The 22,656-nt window shown below is 42.8% G+C and carries 27 protein-coding genes and 1 riboswitch; of the genes, 4 read left to right on the top strand and 23 right to left on the bottom strand.

The features are described from left to right. Positions 1–131: 131 nt before the first annotated feature. The 19 genes from sufB to M1D84_RS03755 all read right to left on the bottom strand — a co-directional run bounded on the left by sufB (position 132) and on the right by M1D84_RS03755 (position 17,067). Positions 132–1,529, bottom strand: a complete 1,398-nt coding sequence (gene sufB, locus M1D84_RS03845; RefSeq protein ID WP_007500362.1) for a Fe-S cluster assembly protein SufB — start codon at positions 1,527–1,529, stop codon at positions 132–134. 17 nt (positions 1,530–1,546) lie between these two features. Continuing rightward, positions 1,547–1,993 carry a Fe-S cluster assembly sulfur transfer protein SufU gene (gene sufU / locus M1D84_RS03840; RefSeq protein ID WP_039181277.1) on the bottom strand — a complete coding sequence of 149 codons (447 nt, stop codon included), beginning with the start codon at positions 1,991–1,993 and terminating at the stop codon, positions 1,547–1,549. Continuing rightward, entirely contained in the window at positions 1,983–3,203 is a 1,221-nt protein-coding gene (locus M1D84_RS03835; RefSeq protein WP_025094139.1) for a cysteine desulfurase, read from the bottom strand. Before M1D84_RS03835 ends, sufU begins: the two co-directional genes overlap by 11 nt. After that, positions 3,203–4,516, bottom strand: coding sequence for a Fe-S cluster assembly protein SufD (gene sufD, locus M1D84_RS03830; RefSeq protein ID WP_024423399.1), 1,314 nt, complete (start codon positions 4,514–4,516; stop codon positions 3,203–3,205). Before sufD ends, M1D84_RS03835 begins: the two co-directional genes overlap by 1 nt. Positions 4,517–4,534: 18 nt before the next feature. Then, on the bottom strand, positions 4,535–5,320 hold the full coding sequence (gene sufC / locus M1D84_RS03825) for a Fe-S cluster assembly ATPase SufC (protein ID WP_007500355.1): 786 nt from the start codon (positions 5,318–5,320) through the stop codon (positions 4,535–4,537). A gap of 213 nt (positions 5,321–5,533) precedes the next feature. Then, positions 5,534–5,668 carry a hypothetical protein gene (locus M1D84_RS03820; RefSeq protein ID WP_254965641.1) on the bottom strand — a complete coding sequence of 45 codons (135 nt, stop codon included), beginning with the start codon at positions 5,666–5,668 and terminating at the stop codon, positions 5,534–5,536. A 215-nt stretch (positions 5,669–5,883) separates the two neighbouring features. Beyond that, the gene (locus M1D84_RS03815; protein ID WP_003212803.1) at positions 5,884–6,252 is read right to left on the bottom strand and encodes a carboxymuconolactone decarboxylase family protein; all 369 of its coding nucleotides are present in this window, start codon (positions 6,250–6,252) and stop codon (positions 5,884–5,886) included. 103 nt (positions 6,253–6,355) lie between these two features. After that, positions 6,356–7,177, bottom strand: a complete 822-nt coding sequence (gene metQ / locus M1D84_RS03810) for a methionine ABC transporter substrate-binding lipoprotein MetQ (protein WP_024423400.1) — start codon at positions 7,175–7,177, stop codon at positions 6,356–6,358. A gap of 14 nt (positions 7,178–7,191) precedes the next feature. Then, positions 7,192–7,860 (bottom strand): methionine ABC transporter permease, encoded by a 669-nt coding sequence (locus M1D84_RS03805; RefSeq protein ID WP_024423401.1) that lies wholly within the window; start codon positions 7,858–7,860, stop codon positions 7,192–7,194. Next, positions 7,853–8,878, bottom strand: coding sequence for a methionine ABC transporter ATP-binding protein (locus M1D84_RS03800; RefSeq protein ID WP_024423402.1), 1,026 nt, complete (start codon positions 8,876–8,878; stop codon positions 7,853–7,855). The genes M1D84_RS03805 and M1D84_RS03800 overlap by 8 nt, the downstream gene beginning before the upstream one ends. Positions 8,879–9,032: 154 nt before the next feature. Next, a riboswitch (SAM riboswitch) is annotated at positions 9,033–9,141 on the bottom strand. A 102-nt stretch (positions 9,142–9,243) separates the two neighbouring features. Beyond that, the gene (locus tag M1D84_RS03795; RefSeq protein WP_024423403.1) at positions 9,244–9,585 is read right to left on the bottom strand and encodes an SCP2 sterol-binding domain-containing protein; all 342 of its coding nucleotides are present in this window, start codon (positions 9,583–9,585) and stop codon (positions 9,244–9,246) included. A gap of 120 nt (positions 9,586–9,705) precedes the next feature. Then, positions 9,706–10,008 carry a thioredoxin family protein gene (locus M1D84_RS03790; protein WP_024426005.1) on the bottom strand — a complete coding sequence of 101 codons (303 nt, stop codon included), beginning with the start codon at positions 10,006–10,008 and terminating at the stop codon, positions 9,706–9,708. Positions 10,009–10,020: 12 nt separating this feature from the next. After that, complete coding sequence (locus M1D84_RS03785; protein WP_024423404.1) at positions 10,021–10,365, bottom strand: toprim domain-containing protein; 345 nt, start codon at positions 10,363–10,365, stop codon at positions 10,021–10,023. A gap of 131 nt (positions 10,366–10,496) precedes the next feature. Next, a complete protein-coding gene (locus M1D84_RS03780; protein ID WP_024423405.1) occupies positions 10,497–10,733 on the bottom strand; it encodes a YusG family protein in 237 nt (78 codons plus the stop codon). 44 nt (positions 10,734–10,777) lie between these two features. Further along, positions 10,778–11,161: a glycine cleavage system protein GcvH gene (gcvH, locus tag M1D84_RS03775; protein ID WP_008347039.1), complete on the bottom strand. Its 384-nt coding sequence runs from the start codon at positions 11,159–11,161 to the stop codon at positions 10,778–10,780. A gap of 66 nt (positions 11,162–11,227) precedes the next feature. Further along, complete coding sequence (locus M1D84_RS03770; protein WP_024423406.1) at positions 11,228–11,584, bottom strand: arsenate reductase family protein; 357 nt, start codon at positions 11,582–11,584, stop codon at positions 11,228–11,230. 111 nt (positions 11,585–11,695) lie between these two features. Then, complete coding sequence (locus M1D84_RS03765) at positions 11,696–13,477, bottom strand: acyl-CoA dehydrogenase family protein (protein ID WP_213404778.1); 1,782 nt, start codon at positions 13,475–13,477, stop codon at positions 11,696–11,698. 14 nt (positions 13,478–13,491) lie between these two features. Next, the gene (locus M1D84_RS03760) at positions 13,492–14,667 is read right to left on the bottom strand and encodes an acetyl-CoA C-acetyltransferase (protein WP_024426007.1); all 1,176 of its coding nucleotides are present in this window, start codon (positions 14,665–14,667) and stop codon (positions 13,492–13,494) included. 12 nt (positions 14,668–14,679) lie between these two features. After that, positions 14,680–17,067 carry a 3-hydroxyacyl-CoA dehydrogenase/enoyl-CoA hydratase family protein gene (locus tag M1D84_RS03755; RefSeq protein WP_341319690.1) on the bottom strand — a complete coding sequence of 796 codons (2,388 nt, stop codon included), beginning with the start codon at positions 17,065–17,067 and terminating at the stop codon, positions 14,680–14,682. Positions 17,068–17,266: 199 nt separating this feature from the next. On the opposite strand from M1D84_RS03755, the gene M1D84_RS03750 reads away from it, so the two are divergent. From M1D84_RS03750 to M1D84_RS03740, 3 genes are read left to right on the top strand one after another with little or no spacing between them, the layout of a single operon-like run. Next, positions 17,267–17,404 (top strand): YuzL family protein, encoded by a 138-nt coding sequence (locus M1D84_RS03750; protein WP_103131593.1) that lies wholly within the window; start codon positions 17,267–17,269, stop codon positions 17,402–17,404. A gap of 37 nt (positions 17,405–17,441) precedes the next feature. Beyond that, positions 17,442–17,675 (top strand): hypothetical protein, encoded by a 234-nt coding sequence (locus M1D84_RS03745; protein WP_224426662.1) that lies wholly within the window; start codon positions 17,442–17,444, stop codon positions 17,673–17,675. An 11-nt stretch (positions 17,676–17,686) separates the two neighbouring features. Then, positions 17,687–18,034, top strand: coding sequence for a spore coat protein (locus M1D84_RS03740; protein ID WP_073207344.1), 348 nt, complete (start codon positions 17,687–17,689; stop codon positions 18,032–18,034). Between the two features lie 214 nt (positions 18,035–18,248). Here M1D84_RS03740 and M1D84_RS03735 read toward each other — a convergent pair whose 3' ends face one another. The 3 genes from M1D84_RS03735 to M1D84_RS03725 all read right to left on the bottom strand — a co-directional run bounded on the left by M1D84_RS03735 (position 18,249) and on the right by M1D84_RS03725 (position 19,995). Continuing rightward, complete coding sequence (locus M1D84_RS03735) at positions 18,249–18,500, bottom strand: YusU family protein (RefSeq protein WP_024423411.1); 252 nt, start codon at positions 18,498–18,500, stop codon at positions 18,249–18,251. Between the two features lie 71 nt (positions 18,501–18,571). Then, a complete protein-coding gene (locus M1D84_RS03730) occupies positions 18,572–19,402 on the bottom strand; it encodes an ABC transporter ATP-binding protein (protein ID WP_008347057.1) in 831 nt (276 codons plus the stop codon). A 146-nt stretch (positions 19,403–19,548) separates the two neighbouring features. Further along, positions 19,549–19,995: a YusW family protein gene (locus tag M1D84_RS03725; protein ID WP_025094132.1), complete on the bottom strand. Its 447-nt coding sequence runs from the start codon at positions 19,993–19,995 to the stop codon at positions 19,549–19,551. A gap of 113 nt (positions 19,996–20,108) precedes the next feature. Between M1D84_RS03725 and M1D84_RS03720 the strand changes: the two genes are divergently transcribed. Continuing rightward, the gene (locus M1D84_RS03720) at positions 20,109–20,951 is read left to right on the top strand and encodes an oxidoreductase (RefSeq protein ID WP_270128170.1); all 843 of its coding nucleotides are present in this window, start codon (positions 20,109–20,111) and stop codon (positions 20,949–20,951) included. A 47-nt stretch (positions 20,952–20,998) separates the two neighbouring features. Here M1D84_RS03720 and M1D84_RS03715 read toward each other — a convergent pair whose 3' ends face one another. After that, positions 20,999–22,399, bottom strand: a complete 1,401-nt coding sequence (locus M1D84_RS03715; protein WP_458106408.1) for a S1C family serine protease — start codon at positions 22,397–22,399, stop codon at positions 20,999–21,001. Positions 22,400–22,656 lie beyond the last annotated feature (257 nt).

Genomic DNA, 22,656 nt, shown 5'->3' with positions numbered 1-22,656 from the left:
ATTCACACTGAATACTTTTCTCCATTCACTAAAAAACAACGCCACAAAGGCATTTAATTAACAAGTGGTATCATAACGATATCACTCGAAATTAAATGCCTTCAAAAAGCGTTGTGTATCAATGTTTTTTATTAACCAATAGAGCCTTCCATCTCAAACTTAATCAAGCGGTTCATTTCAACGGCGTATTCCATTGGCAGTTCTTTTGTGAATGGCTCGATGAAGCCCATGACGATCATTTCTGTTGCTTCTTCTTCAGAAATTCCGCGGCTCATCAAGTAGAATAGCTGTTCTTCTGATACTTTTGATACTTTTGCTTCGTGCTCTAATGAAATGTTGTCGTTTAAGATTTCATTGTAAGGGATTGTATCAGATGTTGATTTGTTATCCATGATGAGTGTGTCACACTCGATGTTTGAGCGTGCACCTTCTGCTTTGCGTCCGAAGTGAACGATTCCGCGGTATGTTACTTTACCGCCTTGTTTGGAAATCGATTTCGATACGATCGTTGAAGATGTGTTTGGTGCAAGGTGAATCATTTTCGCACCTGCATCTTGGTGCTGACCTTTACCTGCTAGGGCAATACTTAATGTCATACCACGAGCGCCTTCACCTTTTAGGATGACCGCTGGATATTTCATTGTCAGCTTAGAACCGATGTTTCCATCAATCCATTCCATTGTTGCATTCTCTTCACATACTGTACGTTTTGTCACAAGGTTGAAGACGTTGTTTGCCCAGTTTTGAATCGTTGTATAACGGCAGTAGCCGCCTTTTTTGACGATGATTTCAACTACCGCACTGTGAAGTGAGTTTGTTGTGTAAACTGGAGCTGTACAGCCTTCTACGTAATGCACATGTGCGCCTTCGTCAACGATGATCAGTGTACGTTCGAACTGACCCATGTTTTCAGAGTTGATACGGAAGTATGCTTGCAGTGGAGTATCTACTTTTACGCCTTTTGGTACGTAGATAAATGAACCACCAGACCATACAGCCGAGTTAAGCGCAGCAAATTTGTTGTCAGTCGGAGGAATGACTTTTGCCCAGTGCTCACGGAAGATGTCTTCGTTCTCTTTTAATGCGCTGTCTGTATCTTTAAACACAATTCCTAGATCTTCAAGGTCTTGCTTCATGTTGTGATACACAACTTCAGATTCATACTGAGCAGATACACCAGCTAAATATTTTTGCTCTGCTTCTGGGATACCAAGTTTATCAAAGGTTTGTTTGATTTCTTCTGGTACTTCATCCCAAGAACGCTCAGAGCGCTCAGATGGCTTTACGTAGTACGTAATTTCATCAAAGTTTAATGCATTTAAATCTCCGCCCCATTGTGGCATCGGCATGTTGTAAAAGTGCTCAAGAGATTTCAAACGGAAGTCGAGCATCCACTGAGGCTCTTCTTTCATACGAGAAATTTCTTCAACGATCTCTTTTGTCAGTCCGCGCTCTGAACGGAAAATGGAAACGTCTTTATCAGAAAAGCCGTATTTATATTCACCAACATCTGGCATTTTTTTAGCCATCCATTTTCACTCCAATCTTATGATTTGCCGTTATCTTCGGCAGATGCGCCTTTTTCAAGCGCCTTCCAGGATAATGTTGCACATTTGATGCGGGCTGGGAATTTTGCAACTCCCTGCAGCGCTTCAATGTCACCAAGATCAATGGAATCGTCGTATTCTTTTCCTTGCATCATATCGGAGAAAATCCGAGACATTTTCAAAGCTGTTTCAATATCTTTCCCTTTAATTGCCTGCGTCATCATGGAGGCAGATGCCATCGAAATCGAGCATCCTTCTCCTTCAAATTTCGCATCCGTGACTTTTTCGTCTTCGATTTTCATCGTAAGACGAATACGGTCACCACACGTTGGGTTGTTCATATCGACGACAATGCTGTCGTTTAGTACACCTTTGTTTCTCGGATTTTTATAATGATCCATAATCACTTGTCTGTACAGTGTATCTAAGTTTACATTAAAAGACATTCGTAAAATACTCCTTTGTCTTACGGAGCGCTGCAATGAGTAGATCAATCTCTTCTTCTGTATTATACAGATAGAAGCTTGCTCTTGCAGTCGCTGATACACCAAGCCATTTCATGAGCGGCTGTGCACAGTGGTGTCCAGCACGAATGGCGACACCTTCCGTATCCAGAACAGTTGACGCATCATGCGGATGGACGTCGTCTAAGTTAAACGTCACAAGCCCAGCTCGGTGCTGTGGTCCATAAACAGTCGCACCGTCAAGCTCTTTAAAGCGCTCAAGCGCGTAAGTCGCAAGCTGATGCTCGTAACGGCTGACTTCCTCCATACCAATGTCATTTAAGAAGTCAATTGCTTTTCCTAGTCCAACTGCTCCAGCAATAATCGGTGTTCCCGCTTCAAATTTCCACGGCAGCTCTTTCCATGTAGAATCATATAGATCCACAAAGTCGATCATTTCACCGCCAAACTCAGCAGGCTCCATATTATTCAAAAGGTCCTTCTTCCCGTAAAGCACACCGATGCCAGTCGGTCCACACATTTTATGCCCAGAGAATGCGAAAAAGTCACAATCTAGATCCTGAACATCAATTTGCATGTGTGGGGTGCTTTGCGCACCGTCGACGACAATGATTGCCCCATGATCGTGGGCAATTTTGGCGATCTCTTTAATCGGGTTGATGGTTCCTAATACGTTTGAGACATGTGTGACTGCGACAATTTTCGTTTGATGTGTGATCGTTTGCTTCACATCTTCAAGCGATAGCGTGCCGTCTTCCTGTAACGGAATGTATTTCAATGTGGCGCCAGTTGCTTTTGCTGCTTGCTGCCAAGGGATGATATTCGCATGATGCTCCATATGCGTAATGACAATCTCATCGCCTTCTTTGAGGTTTGCTCTAGCATAGCTGATCGCCACTGTGTTTAGTGCAGTTGTTGTACCTCTAGTAAAAATAATCTCCTGGACAGATGAAGCACGGATGAATGCACGAACTTTCTCTCTCGCACCCTCGTATGCGTCCGTTGCTTTTGTGCCAAGGGTATGAACACCCCGGTGGACGTTCGAGTTGTAAGACCGGTAATACTCATTCATTGCATCAATGACCACTCTTGGTTTTTGAGAAGTCGCTGCACTGTCCAAATACACCAAATCATGTCCGTTCACTTGCTGATGAAGGATTGGAAATTGCTCACGAACGTCTTTGATATTCATTATTTTACTTTCCTTTCAATCACAGAAATCAGCTGCTTTTTAACTCCTTCAATCGGCAGTTCTTTCACAACTGGATTTAAGAAGCCATAAATCACAAGTCTTTCTGCATCTTCTTTGGAAATCCCGCGGCTCATGAGGTAGTACAATTGAATTGGATCAACACGTCCAACAGAAGCGGCGTGCCCTGCTGTCACATCATCTTCATCAATTAAAAGAATTGGGTTTGCGTCACCGCGTGCTTTCTCACTCAGCATGAGGACACGTGATTCCTGTTCTGCATTTGACTTTGTTGCGCCATGCTCGATTTTACCAATTCCGTTAAAGATAGAAGATGCTTGATCCTTCATCACACCATGCTTCAAGATATACCCTTCAGAGTTTTTACCGAAGTGGATGATGCTTGTTGTGAAGTTTTCTGTTTGGTTTCCTCGGCCGACAACAACTGATTTCGTATCACCGAATGTACCGTCGCCCATCAGTTTTGTGATGTTTTCAGATACGACGTCTCCATCATTCATCAGGCCAAGCGCCCATTCGATTTTACTGTCACGGCCATTTGCCATACCGCGTCTGTTTACATATACTGTGACTCCTTCTGCAAGGTTATCTACAGCACCGTATGTGACGCGGGCGTTAGCGCCTGTGAACACTTCAGAAACGATATTGAAGATCGCTTCTTCCGGTTTTGCTGTACTGATGTAGTTTTCTACATATGTCACAGCACTATGATCGTCTGCTACGACGATGACATGGTTGAACAAAGTCGTTTCGTCATTTTCATGAAGATAAACAGCTTGAATTGGTGCTTCAAGCTCTACGTTTTTCGGTACATAGAGGAAAGCTCCGCCATTCACTAAAGCAGCATGTAAAGCTGTAAGTTTATGCTCATCCACTTTCACTGCATCTGTCATGAAGTATTGTTTCACTAAATCTCCATGCTCACGGATCGCTGTATGAAGATCAGTAAAGATCACACCTTTGTCTTTCGCTTCAGCTGAAAGAGACAAATAGGCCGGCGTTTGATCACGCTGAATGTAGACTGTCTTATCTGTGTCCTCTAAATCAATAAGAGATTTCACTTCTTCTGGAAGCTCTTCTAATGATCCAAATGGCGCACTTTCGACTGTATGCTGTTTGAAATTCGTTAAATTCCATTTTGAAATATTCGTTTTGTCAGGCTTTGGCATTGGGAGGTCTTCTGCTTTTTCAAGAGCCTGTAAGCGAAGGGAGCTCATCCATGCCGGTTCCTGATGCTTCTCGGAGAAGCTTTTGACATAATCTTGATCTACTGATAATTTCGTTTCTAATGTCATCAATAATCCTCCTAACGCTTACGCTTCTTGACCAACAGTTTCGTCTTCAATTCCTAACTCTTTTTTAATCCAATCATAGCCTTCTGCTTCTAGACGCTGCGCGAGTTCTGGTCCGCCAGATTTCACGATACGGCCTTGCATCATGACATGAACGTGATCTGGTGTGATGTAGTTCAGTAGACGCTGATAGTGAGTGATCATTAAGCAGCCGAAGCTTTCGCCGCGCATTTTGTTAATTCCTTTAGAAACAACTTTCAAGGCATCGATATCAAGACCAGAATCGATTTCGTCAAGGATGGCGATCTTTGGTTCAATCATCATTAATTGAAGAATTTCGTTGCGTTTTTTCTCCCCGCCTGAGAAACCTTCGTTTAAGTAGCGCTGTGCCATATCTGGGTCCATTTCAAGGAACTCCATGTTTTCGTCCATTTTGCGGATGAATTTCATAAGAGAGATTTCATCGCCTTCTTCTCTGCGTGCGTTAATTGCAGAACGAAGGAAGTCAGCATTTGTAACACCGCTGATTTCAGATGGGTATTGCATCGCAAGGAAAAGACCAGCTTGAGCGCGCTCATCTACTTCCATTTCAAGGACATCTTCGCCATCAAGCAAGATGCTGCCTTTTGTTACTTCATATTTAGGGTGACCCATAATGGCAGCAGATAAAGTAGATTTACCTGTTCCGTTTGGTCCCATTACTGCGTGGAATTCTCCACCTTTTATCTCGAGGTTTACACCCTTTAAGATTTCTTTCCCTTCAATCTCAACGTGCAAGTCCTTAATTGTTAATGTCGAAGCAGTCATATATCGATACCTCCAAAATAATCATTATTCTCAATTTATTCTCATTCTAATTTTATAACAAATTAAAACTGAATACAACACATTCACGATAAGCGTGAGAGGATGCTCTCAAAATTCTAACAAAAAAAGCAGGTAGATAAAAGGATTTATGTCGAAAAGACTGTTTTCATAAAGAAAGGGCGGGAAACTGTTCTCCCCGCCCCTCAGCTATTATTAGCCTCGTATATTCATTTTTGCGAGCTGTCTTTTCTCATCTCGATAGGACTGCTCTCGTTTATATTCCACTTTCATCCTTAAGTCATGGTCTCTTTCGTACTCTGCATAGCTCATGCCATGAGCTTGATGCATGGCCTTTTCCATCTCGGCGGTATAATCCAATCCTAGTGTACTATGGTCCGAAGAAATAATAAACCATTCCCTTCCTTGAGTGTAGCTTTATTGTAGCAAACGTATGCGGCTTCACTCAAAAGGGATATGACACCTTATGCTGGCATATTTTCTCACACAAACGGATGAGAAGCGCTCAACTCCCTGAGATGGAAAAATACCGTGTTTTGCTTCCCTTAATGCGTCTGTCCTCCAAATTCATCAATACATTGCTGAACGACAGTGATTCCTTGGCTTAGTGCTGCTCCGCCGCCAAAAGCTGCCGCCACGCTGACAACCTCCAGCAAATTCTCTTCTGTCGCCCCTTGATCGAGCGCTCCTTTTGTATGATAAATCATGCAGTATTCATCCTGCGCATGAATACTGATACCGAGGGCAATCATTTGTTTTTCCTTTTGCGTTAATGAATCGCTTTGGAAGCACTGCTCCGTAAATTCATTGAATTTCTTTCCAAACACCGGCATTTTCTTCTGGAATTCACCCATTGCGGTTTTATAATCAGTCAGTGATTGCTGCATGGATCCGCTCATATGCTGTTCATTCATCTTGATTCCATCCCTTCAGGTCTTTTGTACGTTTTTATTATGAGCGAGATTTGAAAAAATACACAAAAAACCTCGCTTTGGTAGAAGCGAGGTTGAAATGTTGTTACTCAGATACAGGCAATACTGCACCGTCATATTTTTTGTCGATGAATTCTTTGATTTTATCAGAGTGAAGAACTTCCATTAATGCCTTGATCTTATCTGATTTTTCGTCACCTTTGCGAACCGCAACGATGTTTGCATATGGGTTGTTCTTTGTTTGCTCAAGTTCGATTGAATCTTTTTTCGGATTCAATTTATTTTGGATCGCATAGTTGACGTTGATAAATACAGCATCGCCTTCACTGTTTTCATAAGCTTTCGCAGTTAATTCAGGCGCGATTTTTTTGAATTTTAGATTCTTTGGGTTTTCTTTAATGTTCTTTACTGTTGCGTTAATTGTATCAACCTTTGGATCAAGCTTGATGACACCAGCATTTTGCAGCAGGGCAAGCATACGGCCTTGCTCAGCTACGTTGTTTGTCATGATGATTGTGCCGCCGTTTGGAATATCTTTTACGGATTTGTATTTCTTAGAGTAGATACCGAAAGGCTCAAGGTGAACCGCACCAGCACTCACTAGGTTATAATCTTTGTTTGATTTATTTTCTTCGTTTAAGTAAGGGATATGTTGGAAAAAGTTCGCATCCACTTCTTTTTCAGCTAACGCTTTGTTGTACATTTTATAATCGCTAAGCACTTTCACTTTTAAATCGTAGCCTTTTTCTTTTAGAAGTGGTTTTGCTTCTTCAAGAATTTCGGCATGCGGCGTTTTTGAAGCGGCAACCGTAATGGTTTTGCTTTCACTTGCGTTATTAGATGAACCGCACGCAGCTAAAATACCTGCAAATGCTAGAAATAGTGCACTTAAAATCAATTTCTTCATCAATAAATCCTCCCTTAACGTTTATCAATTTTATTTGTAATCAAATCACCGATTATTTGAATAATAAAGACGATGATCAGAATAAACACAGTAGCTACAAGTGTGACATCTGTATTACCAGATTGGTATCCTTCCACATAGGCGAGGTCACCAAGTCCGCCTGCTCCAATTGCACCTGCAATCGCAGTAGAGCCAATTAGAGCAATCGCTGTTACGGTAATACCTGAAATAAGGGCTGGCAATGATTCTGGCAGCAATACTTTGAAAATGATTGTTGACGTTTTTGCTCCCATTGATCGTGCTGCTTCAATGACCCCTTTGTCTACCTCACGCAGTGCAATTTCGACAAGACGTGCATAGAATGGAGCTGATCCTATGACAAGGGCAGGGAGTGCTGCATTTGGGCCAAGAATCGTATGCATTAAGAATTTCGTGAACCCTAGTAATAGAATAATTAAAATGATAAAAGGAATCGATCTGAAAATGTTGACGACAGCGCCGATGACAGCATTGATCGGTTTATTTTCCCAAAGACCGCCTTTTCCTGTAAGGAAGAGCAGGAGTCCTAGGATAATCCCGATTGCAAAGGCAAATGCCAATGAAATCAGTGTCATATACACCGTTTCACCTGTTGCACTCCAGATGACGTCTAAATCAACGTTCGGAAACCATTTCTCAAACATGTGTCATCACCTCGATTTCAACCTGTTTGCTTTGGATATAGGCGATGGCTTTTTCTACCTCAGTCTCTTCTCCATTAATGTGGATAAAGAGTGTTCCAAACGCGCCTTCCTGCGTTTGAGAAATCTTCCCTTGAAGGATATTCACATCGACATTAAAGGATCGAATGATTTCAGTGATCAGCGGCTGCTCGGCAGAATCTCCGATAAAGGACAACCGTACGACCTGACCTTCTTTTACTCGTTCTAAGACGTGCTCGATTGTTTCTTTCGCTTCCTCTGGTTCTGCAAGCTGTTTCACAAATCGTTTCGTCATTTCTTCCTTCGGTTGTCTGAAGACGCGTAATACTTCGCCTTCTTCGACAATGCGTCCATTTTCCATGACTGCGACGCGATGACAAATTTTGCGAATGACGTGCATTTCGTGTGTAATGAGCACAATCGTGAGCCCTAACCGTTTATTGATATCCGCCAAAAGCTCAAGGATCGAATCAGTCGTTTGCGGATCTAGCGCAGATGTCGCTTCGTCACATAGAAGAACCTTTGGATCATTCGCTAATGCTCTCGCAATGCCGACACGCTGTTTTTGCCCGCCGCTTAGCTGAGACGGGTATGCATTTTCTTTTCCTTCTAAACCGACCAATTTAATCAGTTCATTCGCACGCTCTCTTCGTTTCGATGTCGGTACACCTGCGATCTCAAGCGGGAACATAATGTTTTGTCTCACCGTTCTTGACCAAAGCAAGTTAAAGTGCTGGAAGATCATGCTGATTTCTTGTCTTGCTTTCCGAAGTTTCGCATTCGATACTTCATTGATCCGGTTGCCGGCCACTTCAACAATTCCTTCTGTTGGCAGCTCCAGACCGTTTAATAGGCGAATAAGCGAGCTTTTCCCTGCACCGCTATACCCGATAATTCCGAATATTTCACCTTTATCAATATCCAAGTTGACGTCTTTCACGGCATCAACATTTCCGCTTTTTGAATGATACGTTTTTGATACATTTTGTAAATGGATCACAGTCTGATCACCTGCTTTCTTGCTGAATCTATAGGTTTCCATCACATACGTTATTTATTCTTCTTTCTGTCATGACTCTAGCCTGGCGCCAGGTCAGTAAAAAAGACCTAACTGCAACGCAAGCAGAAAGGCCTTTTATGTCAATTACGCCTTTCTCTCATCTTTCAAAGCGCTGCGGCTTTGAGTGAATTGGCACCAATTTCAGCTATGCTGACGGTTGCCGGGTTTCATAGGGCACGTCCCTCCACCTCTCTTAATAAGAGAAAATATGTTGTTTTATGTGATGTTCATGTTTTTACTAACGTAGAATATCATGCTACCCGAGATATGTCAACGCTGTAAATCGCTAATTTCCAAGTAAACAACTACGTTATCATTTTTCGAAAAAAACCGTTCGTCAGCCAAAGCACTGCCTCTAGTCTAAGGAGCGCACGGAATGACCCTTTCACTTTGACTTGTCCTCTGCTGATTAACTGCTGTAAGGACATATCTCCATCTAATAATTGAAGAATTTCTTTCCTCTCACCATAAAAGATGAGATCCGATAACTCAATTGCAGGTAGTTTCTTCACTTCACCACGTTCATCCACAATCAATGTACAAGAGTCAGTTTCCGCCTCAAATGTAATCTTCAAGGATGATGATGAGAGCAGCGGCTTTAATAATAAACGCTGCCCTGTGTTACCATGGGCTTTCACATTTTCCACATGTATAACCTCCCTGTCATTTGGTTATACATAACATTTCTCTACAAACATCTTCTTGTCCTTTATAAATAACTCGACAAATTTTCAAATGAATTTCTTGAAATATGACAAAAAACCGCTTTATTTAGCGGTTTCGATCATTTCATGAAGATATGGAACTGAATGAAAGGCATAGCCTTTTTGCACCAATTCACCTTTTTTAAACAGGAGAAAGCAAGGAACACTCTCGATTTCAAATGCTTTCGCAAAGCCTGGTGAATAGTTTAAATTGTTTTCGTAAAATGGTACATCCGGCTGCATGGCGTCTACGACTGCCAGCATTTTCTTAGCCAGCTGGCATGTTCCGCAAAACGGTGTATATAAGTATAAAAGAAATAAATCGTCCTCTATCTCCTTGAATTCGTGTTCTTCAATTTCTTTCATATACGTCCACCCTCATAAATATTTCGAATGAACATCAATGTTTGCAGCTAATAGGATAGATGCAATGTGGGCTGACGGTGAAGCGGCCACTTCGCGGTACGTTCTGTCGACAAAAAGATGAAGTGCTTCAGGGAATTCTTTTCGAAATTGCTTCCGCAGTTTGTCGCCTGCATCGTCACTGTCAGCTAATATGTAAACGTCTTTCCCCACTAAATCGTCCACAAGCTGATCCAGCTTCGATGTACTGATCGTGCCATTGGTGCAAATGATGGTAACAGGTTCACTTATGACTTCTTTTAGCTTTTGTTTGTCTGTTTTACCTTCTACAATGATGACCTTTTCTATCTCGACATTCATCACGATCACCCGGCCCTTTTGACGTTGATTCACTTCTTCCTTAGATTACAATCTTTCATTCAGGTTGTAAAGATTGAGCGCCTCGTCATCAAAAAGACTGCAGCTTCTGTTCACTGCAGTCTCATCTGTGATTAGCACCAGCCATTTTCATCGTCACAGTCAACATATTTTTCTGTCCCATCGGTTAATGTGTCCGTTAAACGATAAAAACGATTTTGATCATAGGAATATCCCGATTTCAGCTCATATTGGTTTTCACTAATCATCGTGCCAATCTCTTCATTTTGATGATAAAGCACCATGCCGCTTTCTTTGAATCGTCCAGTGACATGCTCTGTTATATCCACGTGTTCTTTTTGAAAAGACAAATTGGACACCCCCCATAAAGGTAGAGTGTCCAATTTCTCATGAATTAGTCTTCTTTTGTCATTTCTTCATATTGCTCAGCCGTCATTAAGTTCTCAATTTCAGAAGCATCAGCTGGTTCTACAACGATCATCCATGCTTTTTCGTATGGAGAGTCGTTGACGAATTCCGGGCTGTCATCCAGCTCATCGTTCACTTCAACGATTGTGCCATTGATCGGTGCATAAAGTTCAGAAACGGTTTTCACTGATTCTACACTTCCGAAAGGCTCGTCCGCTGTGATTTTGTCTCCTACTTCAGGAAGCTCAACGAACACGATATCGCCCAGCTCAGATTGAGCAAAATGCGTAATACCGATACGCACCTTATCTCCTTCTACTTTGACCCATTCATGTTCTTCTGAATAACGTAAATCTTTTGGTGTGCTCATTCAATACCCCTCCAGTCTTTTCTTACAATCTATATTGAAGATACCACAATCTGAATGAAAGTTACATCATTTCCAGACGCTTTTAAATGTATCTTCATTAAATCCTACCGTGACTCGTTTTCCGTCTGTTGTAATCGGGCGCTTAATCAGCATTCCGTTAGACGCGAGTAATTCTAGCTGCTCGTCCTCTGACATTGCAGGAAGTTGATCTTTTAGCTGCAGCTCCCGGTATTTTTGTCCGCTTGTATTAAAGAATTTCTTCAGCTCTAAACCGCTTTTTTCGTAAAGGGCTTTTAATGTTTCTTTATCAGGCGTCTCTTCGACGATATGTATGCTGTTGATGTCTTTATTGTGTGCTTCCAGCCACTTTTTTGCTTTTCGGCATGTACCGCAAGATGGGTATTCATAAAAATCTAAAGCCACCATTTTCACCTCCTGCAAATAGTGACAACATTTTATCACAAAATATTTTAAAAACCTAAATGTATGCTTACAAAAAGGTGCGGAGTAGTATCCGCACCTTTTAAGCCATCCTTATACGATATATTTCTCTGCTTCAAAGATTCGTTTTGCCACTTCGCGCTTTTTGGCGATGACATTGATCGGCGTAAATCTTGTCAGCTTGCGAAGGGCTGACAGGCTCATGCGGAGTGAATCTCCTTCCTCCATCGCAATCAAGGATTCTTTTGCATGGGCTTCAATCTTTAAGAAAGCTTCCTGCGTGAAAATTTGTGTGTAAGCAAGCTTTTGTTCATTCTTTTCTGCCCCTGTTGCAGCGATTGCCTTTTCTGTACGCAGAATCGCTGATTCAGCAGCAAAAATTTCATTGACGATATCGGCTATGTTCACAAGAATTTCTTGCTCTTTGTCTAAGGCTTTCCCGTATTTCATGGCTGCCATACCAGCCACCATTAAGGCGATCTTTTTCGCATGGGCGAGCAAATATTTTTCTTGATCGAGCGGCTGATCGCCTGGCTCTTCCGGCATCATCATCATTAGCTCTTCCTGTAAGGTTTGCGCTTTTTGAAGCAGCGGAAGCTCTCCTTTCATCGCTTTCTTCAAGAATGTACCTGGTACAAGCAAACGGTTGATTTCGTTTGTCCCTTCAAAAATCCGGTTAATTCGTGAGTCGCGATAGGCTCTTTCGACCTCGTATTCTTGCATGAATCCATATCCGCCGTGAATCTGCACGCCTTCATCCACAATATAATCTAACGTTTCAGAGCCAAGCACTTTACAGAGAGAACATTCAATCGCATATTCCGCAATGGATTGGGCAATTTGTTTGCCGTCTTTTTGCTCTTCATCACTTAAGAGCCCCATTCGCTGTTCAAATAATCCAACCGTACGGTAAACAGCACTTTCCATCGCATAGAGCTTTGCTGACATATTGGCTGCTTTTTCACCAATTAAGCTGAATCGAGAAATTGGTGTTTTGAACTGCTTACGCTGGTTCGCATATTCTGCCGACAATTGAATGACGCGCTTTGATGCACCGATTGTGCCGACTGCCAGCTTATAGCGCCCAATATTCAAAATGTTAAACGCAATCACATGACCTCTGCCAGCTTCACCGAGCAAATTCTCCTTCGGTACTTGGGCATCTTCAAGAATCAATGTTCTTGTCGATGATCCTTTAATACCCATCTTTTTCTCTTCAGGCCCCGTTTTGACACCTGGAAAATCCTTTTCGACGATAAAAGCAGAGAAGTGTTCACCATCAATCTTGGCATACACAACAAAGACATCGGCAAATGCGGAGTTTGTGATCCACTGCTTTTCTCCATTGAGGACATAATGGGTACCTGCTTCATTCAGAACTGCTGTTGTTTTTGCTCCAAGGGCGTCAGAGCCTGATCCTGGCTCAGTGAGTGCGTACGCCGCAATGGTTTCACCAGAGGCGAGTCCAGGCAGGTACGCTTCCTTTTGCGCTTGATTCCCGAAGAGCACGATCGGCAGAGAACCAATACCGACATGAGCACCATAGGAAAGTGAGAAGCTTCCTGCTCTAGCGAATTTTTCAGTAATGATAGCGGAACTGACTTTATCTAATCCAAGCCCGCCGAATTCCTCAGGCACATCAGCTCCAAGCAGCCCAAGCTCACCAGCCTTTTTGAGAAGCCTGACCGAATGCTCGAACTCATGGTTTTCAATTTGATCAATATGCGGAACCACATCTTGTAAAATATAATCCTCTGTTGTTTTTCCAATCATTTGATGTTCATCAGAGAAATCCTCCGGTGTAAAAATATGCTCATAATTCGTCTCATCAATTAAAAAGCTTCCACCCTTTTTTACATCTTCCAATGCTTTCATCCTGATTTCCCCCTTTAGATCAATTCAAAAATGCCTGCTGCTCCCATGCCCCCGCCGATACACATTGTGACAATGCCAAATTGCTCGTTTCGCCGTTTCATTTCATGAATCAGTGACAGCGTTAGTTTCGTTCCTGTACAGCCGAGCGGATGTCCGAGCGCAATTGCCCCGCCATTGACATTCACCTTTTCCTCATCAATTCCTAAATGACGAATGACTTGAATTGCCTGAGAGGCAAACGCTTCGTTTAATTCAAACAGGCCAATATCCTTCAGCTCAAGTCCAGCGATTTTCAGCGCACGCGGAATGGCTTCGACCGGACCGATCCCCATCACTTCAGGCGGTACACCGCCAACAGCAAATGCTCTGAATTTAGCGAGCGGCTGAAGAGAAAGTGAGGATGCTTTCTCGCGGTCCATCATCATCACACACGCGGCACCGTCACTTGTTTGAGACGAGTTCCCTGCGGTCACCGTGCCTTTTGTTGAGAAGGCTGGACGCAATGTGGAAAGAATCTCCTCCGTTGTGCCTGCTCTCACACCTTCATCCTGTGAGAACGTGAATTGATGCTCTTCTAATTGATATTGCTCACCTACCCGTCGCTCTGTTACATCAACAGGCACAATTTCATCTGAAAATTTCCCTTCTTGAAGTGCCTTTGCTGCCTTTTGATGACTCCTCACCGCAAAGGCGTCCTGATCTTGACGTGTGACCTGATACTTTTGCGCCACTTGCTCTGCCGTGTGCCCCATGCTCATGTAGTATTCAGGTGCTTGCTCTGCCAAGAGAGCATTTGGACGAATGGAATGACCCATCATCGGCACCTGCGACATCGATTCGACTCCTCCGGCTAAAATCGTGTCTGCCTGCCCGAGCATAATACGTTCACCCGCATAAGCGATAGATTGAAGACCAGACGAGCAGTAACGGTTTATGGTGATGGCAGGTACCGTATAAGGCAGTCCCGCTAATGCCCCAATATTCCTCGCCACATTTAACCCCTGCTCTGCTTCTGGCGTTGCACAGCCAATGATCAAATCATCTATTTGACCGTCGTATTCACCGGCACGCTTTAACGTTTCTTTTACACATAATGCGCCCATATCATCAGGCCGGACATGTTTTAACGATCCTTTTTTCGCCTTCCCTACTGGTGTTCTTGCGCCAGCGACAATGACTGCTTCTCTCATTTTGACTCCCCCTTAGTTACGTAAAGGTTTTCCTTTGACGAGCATGTGCTGCATACGTGCCTGTGATTTCACTTCTCCTACAAGACTTAAAAAGGCTTCTCTTTCAAGCTCTAATAAGTATTGCTCCTCTACCTCGGTTCCAAATGGCAGTTTCCCGCCGGAAATGACATGAGCTAATTTTTTTACAATGGTCATGTCATGCTCTGAAATGTATCCTGACAGTCTCATATTTTCAGCAGCCAAAATCATCGCTGCATAGCCTGTTTCTCCCATGACCGGCACCTTTTGCTTGAGCGGCGCACGATAACCGGCTTCATCAAGAGAGAGCACCAGTTGTTTTGCATCATAGATCAGGTGATCCCCGTTCATACTAATCCGGTCACTCACGCGGAGCATGTTCATATCCCGCGCATCCTCAGCTGAAGTCGATACTTTTGCCATTGCAATTGTTTCAAATGTTTTCAGCGTAGCATCCTGTATAGCCGTCTGCGACGGCTTCGCTGATCCTTGCAGGTGACGAAGATATAACTCTTTGTTTCCGCCGCCTCCTGGAATCAGTCCAACTCCCGCTTCCACAAGTCCCATGTATGTTTCGCTGGACGCCTGAATAGCTGCTGCCGGCAGACAAACTTCTGTTCCGCCTCCTAATGTCATCCCAAATGGGGCGGCCACGACTGGGCGATTGCTATATTTCACCTTCATCATTGCCTGCTGGAAGCGTCTGATCACAAAGTCAATTTCAAAGAAATTGTCGTCCTGTGCTTCCATTAAAATCAGGGCAAGGTTTGCGCCAACACAGAAGTTCTTCCCTTGGTTTCCGATGACAAGCCCTTTATAATTCTTTTCCGTCTCATCAACAGCGCGATTGATCATATCAATGACATCTAGTCCAATGGCATTGCTTTTAGAGTGAAATTCGAGCAAGGCGACATCATCACCAATATCGATCAGGCTCGCACCAGAATTTTTGAAGATGACGTCGTGTTTCTTTTTCAATCTAGCTAAAGATATATGTTTGTCGTTCCCTTTTTCCTGTTCATAAGCCCCGTTATGATAAAACGCACGCTCTCCATCAGCATTCTCTTGATAGAATGTCTCGTGTCCTTTTGACAGCATGTCTTTTACCCATGCTGGAATACTGTGGCCTTCTGCTTCCATGCGTTCGGCAGCTTTTTTGACACCTATTGCATCCCACAGCTCAAATGGGCCGTGCTGCCAGCCGAATCCCCATTTCATGGCGTTATCGATAGACTGAATATCATCCGCAATTTCACCTTTTAGATGAGCTGAATAAAGAAGTACGGGCGCTGTCATATTCCAAAGTAGTTGCCCTGCACGGCCATCCTGATAAATAAGCGCTTTCAACTTTGCTTTTGCACCCTTTTGCTGTTTCGCCATTTCAATGCCTGGATCTTTTAGCTTTGTGCGTTCACCATATGTGAGCGTCACTGGGTCAAGCTCTAAAATGACCTTCCCATTTTTTTGATAAAAACCTTGGCCTGCCTTGCTGCCAATCCATCCTTTTTCGAGCATTCTTTCAATAAACTCAGGCAGCTGGAAAATCTCTTTTTCCTTTCCTTCTACCTGCTCATATACGTTTCGTGCCACATGTGAAAATGTGTCGAGTCCCACTACATCCAGTGTACGGAATGTCGCACTTTTCGGTCTTCCAATGAGAGGTCCTGTGACAGAATCCACTTCTCCGATGGTGTATTTGTTCTCAAGCATTTCACGCACTGTGACAAGAAGTCCATAAGTGCCAATGCGGTTTGCAATAAAGTTCGGTGTGTCCTTTGCTTCAACCACACCTTTGCCGAGTACATCCTCGCCAAATGTTTTCATAAATGACAGTACTTCTGGATCGGTTTCTTGAATAGGAATGATTTCTAAGAGCTTTAAATAACGAGCTGGGTTAAAAAAATGTGTGCCTAAAAAATGGCGTTTAAAATCATCTGATCGGCCTTCTGCCATTTTTTCAACTGAAATACCGGATGTATTGCTTGATACGATGCTTCCTTCTTTGCGGTGTTCGTCGATGAGAGAGAATACGTGCTTTTTGATGCTGAGCTTTTCAGTGACGACTTCAATGATCCAGTCAGCATCGTGTAATAAGGAAAGGTGGTCTGTGAGATTTCCCGGTGTGATGTATGATAGGTTTTTTGCTGAAGTAAGAGGTGCTGGCTTTTGCTTTAACAATTTTTTCATCGCTTCTTGACTTAATCGATTCCGAACACTAGGGTGATCAAGCGTCCGCTTTTTCGCCGTTTCTTCCTTTGTCAGTTCATTTGGCACAATATCTAGCAGTGTAACTGGTATCCCAATATTGGCTAAATGTGCAGCAATGCCTGAGCCCATGACACCTGAACCAATGACAGCCGCCTTGCGAATATGTTTGCCCATAAATATCCCCCTAAACATTTTGAATGAACAGTCATTCATTTTTTGTCCAAAAAAAAGCAATGCCTCTTTCTTTATCTTAAAAGATTTTCCGAAACAGTTCAATAGCAGATTTCAAAAATTTACACATTCTCGTGTGCCTTATTTTGCGGCGTATGAATTAAAGATGAGAGGGAATTGTAAGAATGGAGGTGATGTCCACATGTCTCGTTTGAAGAAAAACCCATCGAAAGCAGGCGTTAGTGCTGCAAGTGTAAAAGGAAACGCAGGTCCATCACAGGAAGCAGACCTAGGCGGGAAAAAAACCAGTCAAAATCAGCAATATAAAAAGAAACAGTAAGGAAACAAAGGAGGAACACAAGTTGAACAATCAGCAAATGAATATGCCCCCAGAAGTCATATCAGTGAAGGATTCCTTGTACTTAGAGGATATGCTCAACTGGAACTTGATCGCCATGAAAAAGGCTCATTTTATGGCCGAGCATTGCCAGGACCAAACATTGAAACAAGAATTAAACCAAGTTGGGCAAATGCATCATCAGCATTACACACAAATTCTTCAGCATTTAGGCAGCTCAGGGCAAGGCCAGTCTACTGGCTTTATGCAATAGGAGGAAAAAACATGGAACAGCAAAACCAACAAAAAATCGGGAATCCACAAACTCCGGTTCCCACAACAACCAGCATGAACGATCGTGATTTTGTCACAGATCTCTTGTCGACTGAAAAATATATGACAAGTGGATACAACACAGCGCTCAATGAATTCAGTCATGAATCTCTTTATCAGGATATTCAGCGAATTGCACTGGAAACACAGAAAACACAAAGACATTTATATGATGTCATGTTCCGATATGGCTGGTATTCTGTTGAAGCCGCTGATCAGCAAAAGCTCCAGCAGGCACACCAGAAGTTCCAGCAAACACTGACAGATCAATCCCCGTACGGTTCATCACAAATGTCATAAGAAAAAAACTGCCAGTTGGAGCTGGCAGTCAATTGTTGATAAAGGGCTAAAATGATTTTTATTTTAGCCCTTTATCTTCTTTTCAGCGTGATAGAAAACCTTTGCAGTCTAGGAAGGACGGCTACTTTTGCGGAGCGAATTGAACATTCGTGAGCACCAGCGCACAGGACTGACAAAGAATGCGAGGGTTTGTCTACACGCTGCTGGCAGTTTTTTAACGGTCTTTATTGGCGCGATGAGCTTCGTTCAACTGTTTGATTCGTTGAATCGTGTGTTTGATTTCTTCTTTTGCTTCTGGATACGTTTCATTGAAATGCTTTGCTAGCGGCGGCATGCTTTTTGCGATATGGGAGTAGATCACCCATTGTTTCACATCTTGTTTCAGCTCGTCTGTTGATTCACCGAGCAGCAGCTCTGTATATTTATCAAGCAAGCCTTCCAGCTTTTCATCTAATTCATTTCCCATTGATATTCCGCTCCTTTTTCAGAAAAAAGCCTGACTCTGTGAGACACAGATGTCAGGCTTTTGACATACGATTATCTTGCAGCAAGAAACGTTTCAGCTTGCGCTTGCTGCACAATACAGCGTCCTCTACCGTGCGGAATACATAATGGTGTTCCAAATAAAGGATCTGTTGTCACTTGGCAATTCATATCAAAGACATTTTTCACAAGATCACAATTAATCACTGTTTCTGGTCTGCCTTCTGCATAGATTGACTTGTCTTTAATCGCGACAAGATGATGAGCATATCTGCATGCAAGATTGAGGTCATGAAGAACCATCACAATCGTGCGCTGCTCTTTCTCATTTAAATCAAACAGAAGGTCCAAAATTTCGATTTGATGCGTCATGTCTAAATATGTCGTCGGCTCATCTAACAAAATAATATCGGTCTCTTGAGCCAGCGTCATCGCAATCCATGCACGCTGCCTTTGTCCACCTGATAATGAATCAACGGTCCGATCAGCAAGATCTTCCATCTTTGTTGACTTCAATGCGCGGTTCACAGCTTCTTCATCTTGCTTCGACCACTGCTTCAGCCAATTTTGATAAGGATATCTGCCTTGCTTCACTAACTGATGCACAGTTAATCCTTCTGGCGCTTCTGGTCCTTGTGGAAGAATGGCGAGCTGTTTCGCTACTTCTTTTGTTGGTAATTTTGCAATGGAATGACCTTCAAGCAGGACAGAACCACCCATTGGCTTCATGAGACGGGCCAAAGAGCGCAGTAGCGTGGATTTACCACATCCATTACTGCCAATAAATACTGTGATTTCACCCTTAGGGATTGATACATTTAGTTCATCGATGATCATTGTTTCTCCGTAGCCTAAGCTTAAACCTTCAGTAGAAATGGCACTCATTCCGCTCAAACGCTCCTTTTCTCATCCAAATTTTTATATGAAATATCGTCTATGTACAGACGTAAAAGATCACTTATCTCAATTTAGTGTATCAGATTTAAGTGATCTTGAAAATCATTTTCAATTAAAAAATGAGAAAGTCTCGTTTATTTCTTCCTTTGGAATGTACGTTTGGTCCCATCCTCGAGCTTTAAATCGATCTGAATCCGCTGATAATCATCATCTAAATTAAAAGCAGTTAATAGTTCATTTACATACGCTTCATTGATCTTTGCACTAGGAATCGACATATCATTCAGCTTCATCTTCATCTCGCGCAAAGCTTCTTCTCCTTCATAGCGGGCCCCATTCATATGATCACGAATGATTGCTTCCTCTTTGCCTCTTGCCTGACGGTAGGTCGCTTCGTATAATTCGTTTTTCTGTCCATATTGGACAAGCAGATGCACATGCTGAAATGGCAGTTCCTTCATTTGAACAGCTGATAGACTTTCTGCTTCTGCTTCATGTGTTTGTTGTAACGGTTCAACTGATTGACAGCCGGACAGCATAAAGAGCAGCACTCCTATTCGTCCCGCCTTCTTCCAACACATCATGTGTTTCCTCCTATTTCACAGCATCGCTTTTTATTCTTCTCCAGGCTCCTTTTTGTTATTCAATAAAACAGCCCACTATGATAAATTGAAACAAAAAGGAGGACCGGATGATGAAAAGAACAGCCATTGTAACTGGTGCCAATAGCGGCTTTGGCAAGCTCATCACGATGTGTCTCGCAAAGCGGGGCTATACAGTGATTGCCGGCGTCAGACAGGAAACCAATGCCAAAAAGCTCGCTGAAGAAATCGAGGAAGCCTCTTTATCTGGCATGATACATATTGAAGCGTTAGATGTGACCGATACGCAGTCGATTCAAGCATTTCAGAAGAAGCTTCATACCTATGCACCCATTACCCTGCTTGTGAACAATGCGGGAACAGCCTTTGCTGGTTTTGCAGAGGAGGTTCCTGTCGACACATACCGCCAACAATTTGAAGTGAATGTCTTCGGTGTGATGGAAATGACCCAAGCAGTGCTGCCGTTTATGACGAGTGGCGCAAAAATTTTCAATATGAGCAGTATCAGTGGATTAATGGGAATGCCTGCACTTTCTCCATATGTATCGTCTAAGTTTGCGTTGGAAGGCTATACAGAAAGCTTGCGGATTGAACTGGCTTCGTTCGGTATACAGGCGGCCTTGATCGAGCCAGGCTCTTTCCAGACGAATATTTGGAACACCTCCATGAACGAACAAATGATTCAGCCAGCAGAAGGATCGAAATACACAAAACTCTATCAAAAGATGATGGCCCATATTGATGCCCAGAAATCCAACTATGGAGATCCTCGTGAAGTGGCAGAGCTTGTTGTACGATTAGCAGAAAAGAAGCGGCTGAAACGGCTGAGATATCTTGTTGGAAAAGGTGTACGACTTTCATTCACAGCAAAGCAGCTTCTGCCGTGGAACATGTGGGAACACATCATACTACGTACACTCTCTTCAAAAAAATAAGCACAAAAAAACAGGTGGATACGTTGACATCCACCTGTTTTTTTCATTTATTCGCTATCTGACTGTCCAAGGGTAATATCTAGATTTTTGTTCTTTCCTTCACGAATGACAGTCATTGTGGTTTTATCGCCGACTTTTGTTTCTTTGTAAAGAATTTCTTTCAGCTGAGAGCTGTTCACTACGTCTTTCCCTTTGAACTTGATGATGACATCTCCAGATTTCAAGCCTGCTTTTTGTGCAGGTGAACCTTTTGAAACATCCTTTACATAAATGCCTTTGCCGATTTGTTTATCAAATAAGCCGAGCGTATTTTCCTGATACGTCTCAGGCACTTGCTCAAGATCAATCATTTGAACGCCAAGATATGGACGTTCAACTTTTCCATTTTTCAACAGCTCATCTACAATCGGTTTGACATCGTTACTTGGGATCGCGAATCCAAGTGATTCCACACCGCTTTCGCTGATTTTCAAGCTGTTAATGCCAATGACTTGACCATCTGTATTGATCAGTGGCCCCCCGCTGTTTCCTGGGTTAATCGCTGCATCTGTTTGCAGCACATTCATCTCCACCGTACCAGATGACGTATTTGCTTCTACAGTACGATCAAGACCACTAATGATTCCTTCTGTCACAGTACCTGAGAACTGTGCACCGAGCGGATTCCCAATGGCAATGACTTTATCTCCAGCACGAAGCTTAGAAGAATCACCAAAGCTCGCCACTTTATCAATGCCGTCTGCGTTCATTTCAACAACGGCTAAGTCGGTCATGACATCACTGCCGACAAGCTTTGCGTCTTTTGTTTTTCCATCATAAAGGGTGACCTTGATTTTATTGGCCCCTTCGACAACGTGGTTATTTGTAATAATGTACGCTTTTTTGCCATCTTTTTTGAAGATGACACCAGAGCCTGTTCCAGCTTCAGCTTCTGTTCGATCACCGCTCAAGCCAAACGAATTTTGTGTAGATTGATAGTTTGAGACCCCTACAATAGTGGGCTCTAAATCTTCTACCATATCAGCCACATTTGTGGCATTGGTGATTTGTTTTGTCGAGAAATTATCTGAGGCTGCCGGCTCGCTTGATGCGGTCTGCGTTTGCGTGTTGGCAGCTGTATCCTGTGACTGCGGCAAAAGCGGTGTAATGCCAAGTACAAGACCCCCGCCAATAATCCCTCCAAGAATTGGGCTGAGCCATGCCGCCTTCCGCTTTTTCTCTTTTTTCGACGCACGGTCATCCACCATTTGAGGAGAATGATTTGTCACACTCTCCTGCGAGGCAGATGCTTCATTTTCATGCTGGTGAAAAACAAGTTCCTTCTCTTTTTCTGGTGCGTCTATTTGTTTCTCATTCTCTTGATGGGTATCTTTTTGATGATTCATTTCATTGTCTTGATTTTCTGGATGATTCATCTTATTCTCTTCATCTTCTCTTCGGAAATCCATCGCTTGCACTCCTTTACATCATGTTTCATTCATATGTCTAGATAGGACTCAGGTCCTCTTAATGGAAAGATCATTGAAAAATACTTTATGGCAATATGTCAAATTATATAATACTTATTCATAGAAAAAAAGCAAGGTGCGCACATTGATGAAAAGCACCTATTCATCCGCCTTTTGTCTATGCCCTTTTTTCCCTTGACCTTATCATAATCAAACATTATGGGATAATGATGAGAAGAATATGTGAAATTGTGAAA

The sequence above is a fragment of the Bacillus sp. PK5-006 genome (assembly GCF_054161415.1).
This window is presented reverse-complemented; position numbering and strand designations above follow the sequence as displayed.

Excerpts from the sequence above, each read along its gene's own strand:
- sufB (WP_007500362.1), bottom strand. The coding sequence starts at position 1,529 with ATGGCTAAAAAAATGCCAGATGTTGGTGAATATAAATACGGCTTTTCT.
- sufU (WP_039181277.1), bottom strand. The coding sequence starts at position 1,993 with ATGTCTTTTAATGTAAACTTAGATACACTGTACAGACAAGTGATTATG.
- M1D84_RS03835 (WP_025094139.1), bottom strand. The coding sequence starts at position 3,203 with ATGAATATCAAAGACGTTCGTGAGCAATTTCCAATCCTTCATCAGCAA.
- sufD (WP_024423399.1), bottom strand. The coding sequence starts at position 4,516 with ATGACATTAGAAACGAAATTATCAGTAGATCAAGATTATGTCAAAAGC.
- sufC (WP_007500355.1), bottom strand. The coding sequence starts at position 5,320 with ATGACTGCTTCGACATTAACAATTAAGGACTTGCACGTTGAGATTGAA.
- M1D84_RS03820 (WP_254965641.1), bottom strand. The coding sequence starts at position 5,668 with ATGCATCAAGCTCATGGCATGAGCTATGCAGAGTACGAAAGAGACCAT.
- M1D84_RS03815 (WP_003212803.1), bottom strand. The coding sequence starts at position 6,252 with ATGAATGAACAGCATATGAGCGGATCCATGCAGCAATCACTGACTGAT.
- metQ (WP_024423400.1), bottom strand. The coding sequence starts at position 7,177 with ATGAAGAAATTGATTTTAAGTGCACTATTTCTAGCATTTGCAGGTATT.
- M1D84_RS03805 (WP_024423401.1), bottom strand. The coding sequence starts at position 7,860 with ATGTTTGAGAAATGGTTTCCGAACGTTGATTTAGACGTCATCTGGAGT.
- M1D84_RS03790 (WP_024426005.1), bottom strand. The coding sequence starts at position 10,008 with ATGAAAGAAATTGAAGAACACGAATTCAAGGAGATAGAGGACGATTTA.
- M1D84_RS03785 (WP_024423404.1), bottom strand. The coding sequence starts at position 10,365 with ATGAATGTCGAGATAGAAAAGGTCATCATTGTAGAAGGTAAAACAGAC.
- gcvH (WP_008347039.1), bottom strand. The coding sequence starts at position 11,161 with ATGAGCACACCAAAAGATTTACGTTATTCAGAAGAACATGAATGGGTC.
- M1D84_RS03765 (WP_213404778.1), bottom strand. The coding sequence starts at position 13,477 with ATGAAAGCATTGGAAGATGTAAAAAAGGGTGGAAGCTTTTTAATTGAT.
- M1D84_RS03760 (WP_024426007.1), bottom strand. The coding sequence starts at position 14,667 with ATGAGAGAAGCAGTCATTGTCGCTGGCGCAAGAACACCAGTAGGGAAG.
- M1D84_RS03755 (WP_341319690.1), bottom strand. The coding sequence starts at position 17,067 with ATGGGCAAACATATTCGCAAGGCGGCTGTCATTGGTTCAGGTGTCATG.
- M1D84_RS03750 (WP_103131593.1), top strand. The coding sequence starts at position 17,267 with ATGTCTCGTTTGAAGAAAAACCCATCGAAAGCAGGCGTTAGTGCTGCA.
- M1D84_RS03745 (WP_224426662.1), top strand. The coding sequence starts at position 17,442 with ATGAATATGCCCCCAGAAGTCATATCAGTGAAGGATTCCTTGTACTTA.
- M1D84_RS03740 (WP_073207344.1), top strand. The coding sequence starts at position 17,687 with ATGGAACAGCAAAACCAACAAAAAATCGGGAATCCACAAACTCCGGTT.
- M1D84_RS03735 (WP_024423411.1), bottom strand. The coding sequence starts at position 18,500 with ATGGGAAATGAATTAGATGAAAAGCTGGAAGGCTTGCTTGATAAATAT.
- M1D84_RS03730 (WP_008347057.1), bottom strand. The coding sequence starts at position 19,402 with ATGAGTGCCATTTCTACTGAAGGTTTAAGCTTAGGCTACGGAGAAACA.
- M1D84_RS03725 (WP_025094132.1), bottom strand. The coding sequence starts at position 19,995 with ATGTGTTGGAAGAAGGCGGGACGAATAGGAGTGCTGCTCTTTATGCTG.
- M1D84_RS03720 (WP_270128170.1), top strand. The coding sequence starts at position 20,109 with ATGAAAAGAACAGCCATTGTAACTGGTGCCAATAGCGGCTTTGGCAAG.
- M1D84_RS03715 (WP_458106408.1), bottom strand. The coding sequence starts at position 22,399 with ATGGATTTCCGAAGAGAAGATGAAGAGAATAAGATGAATCATCCAGAA.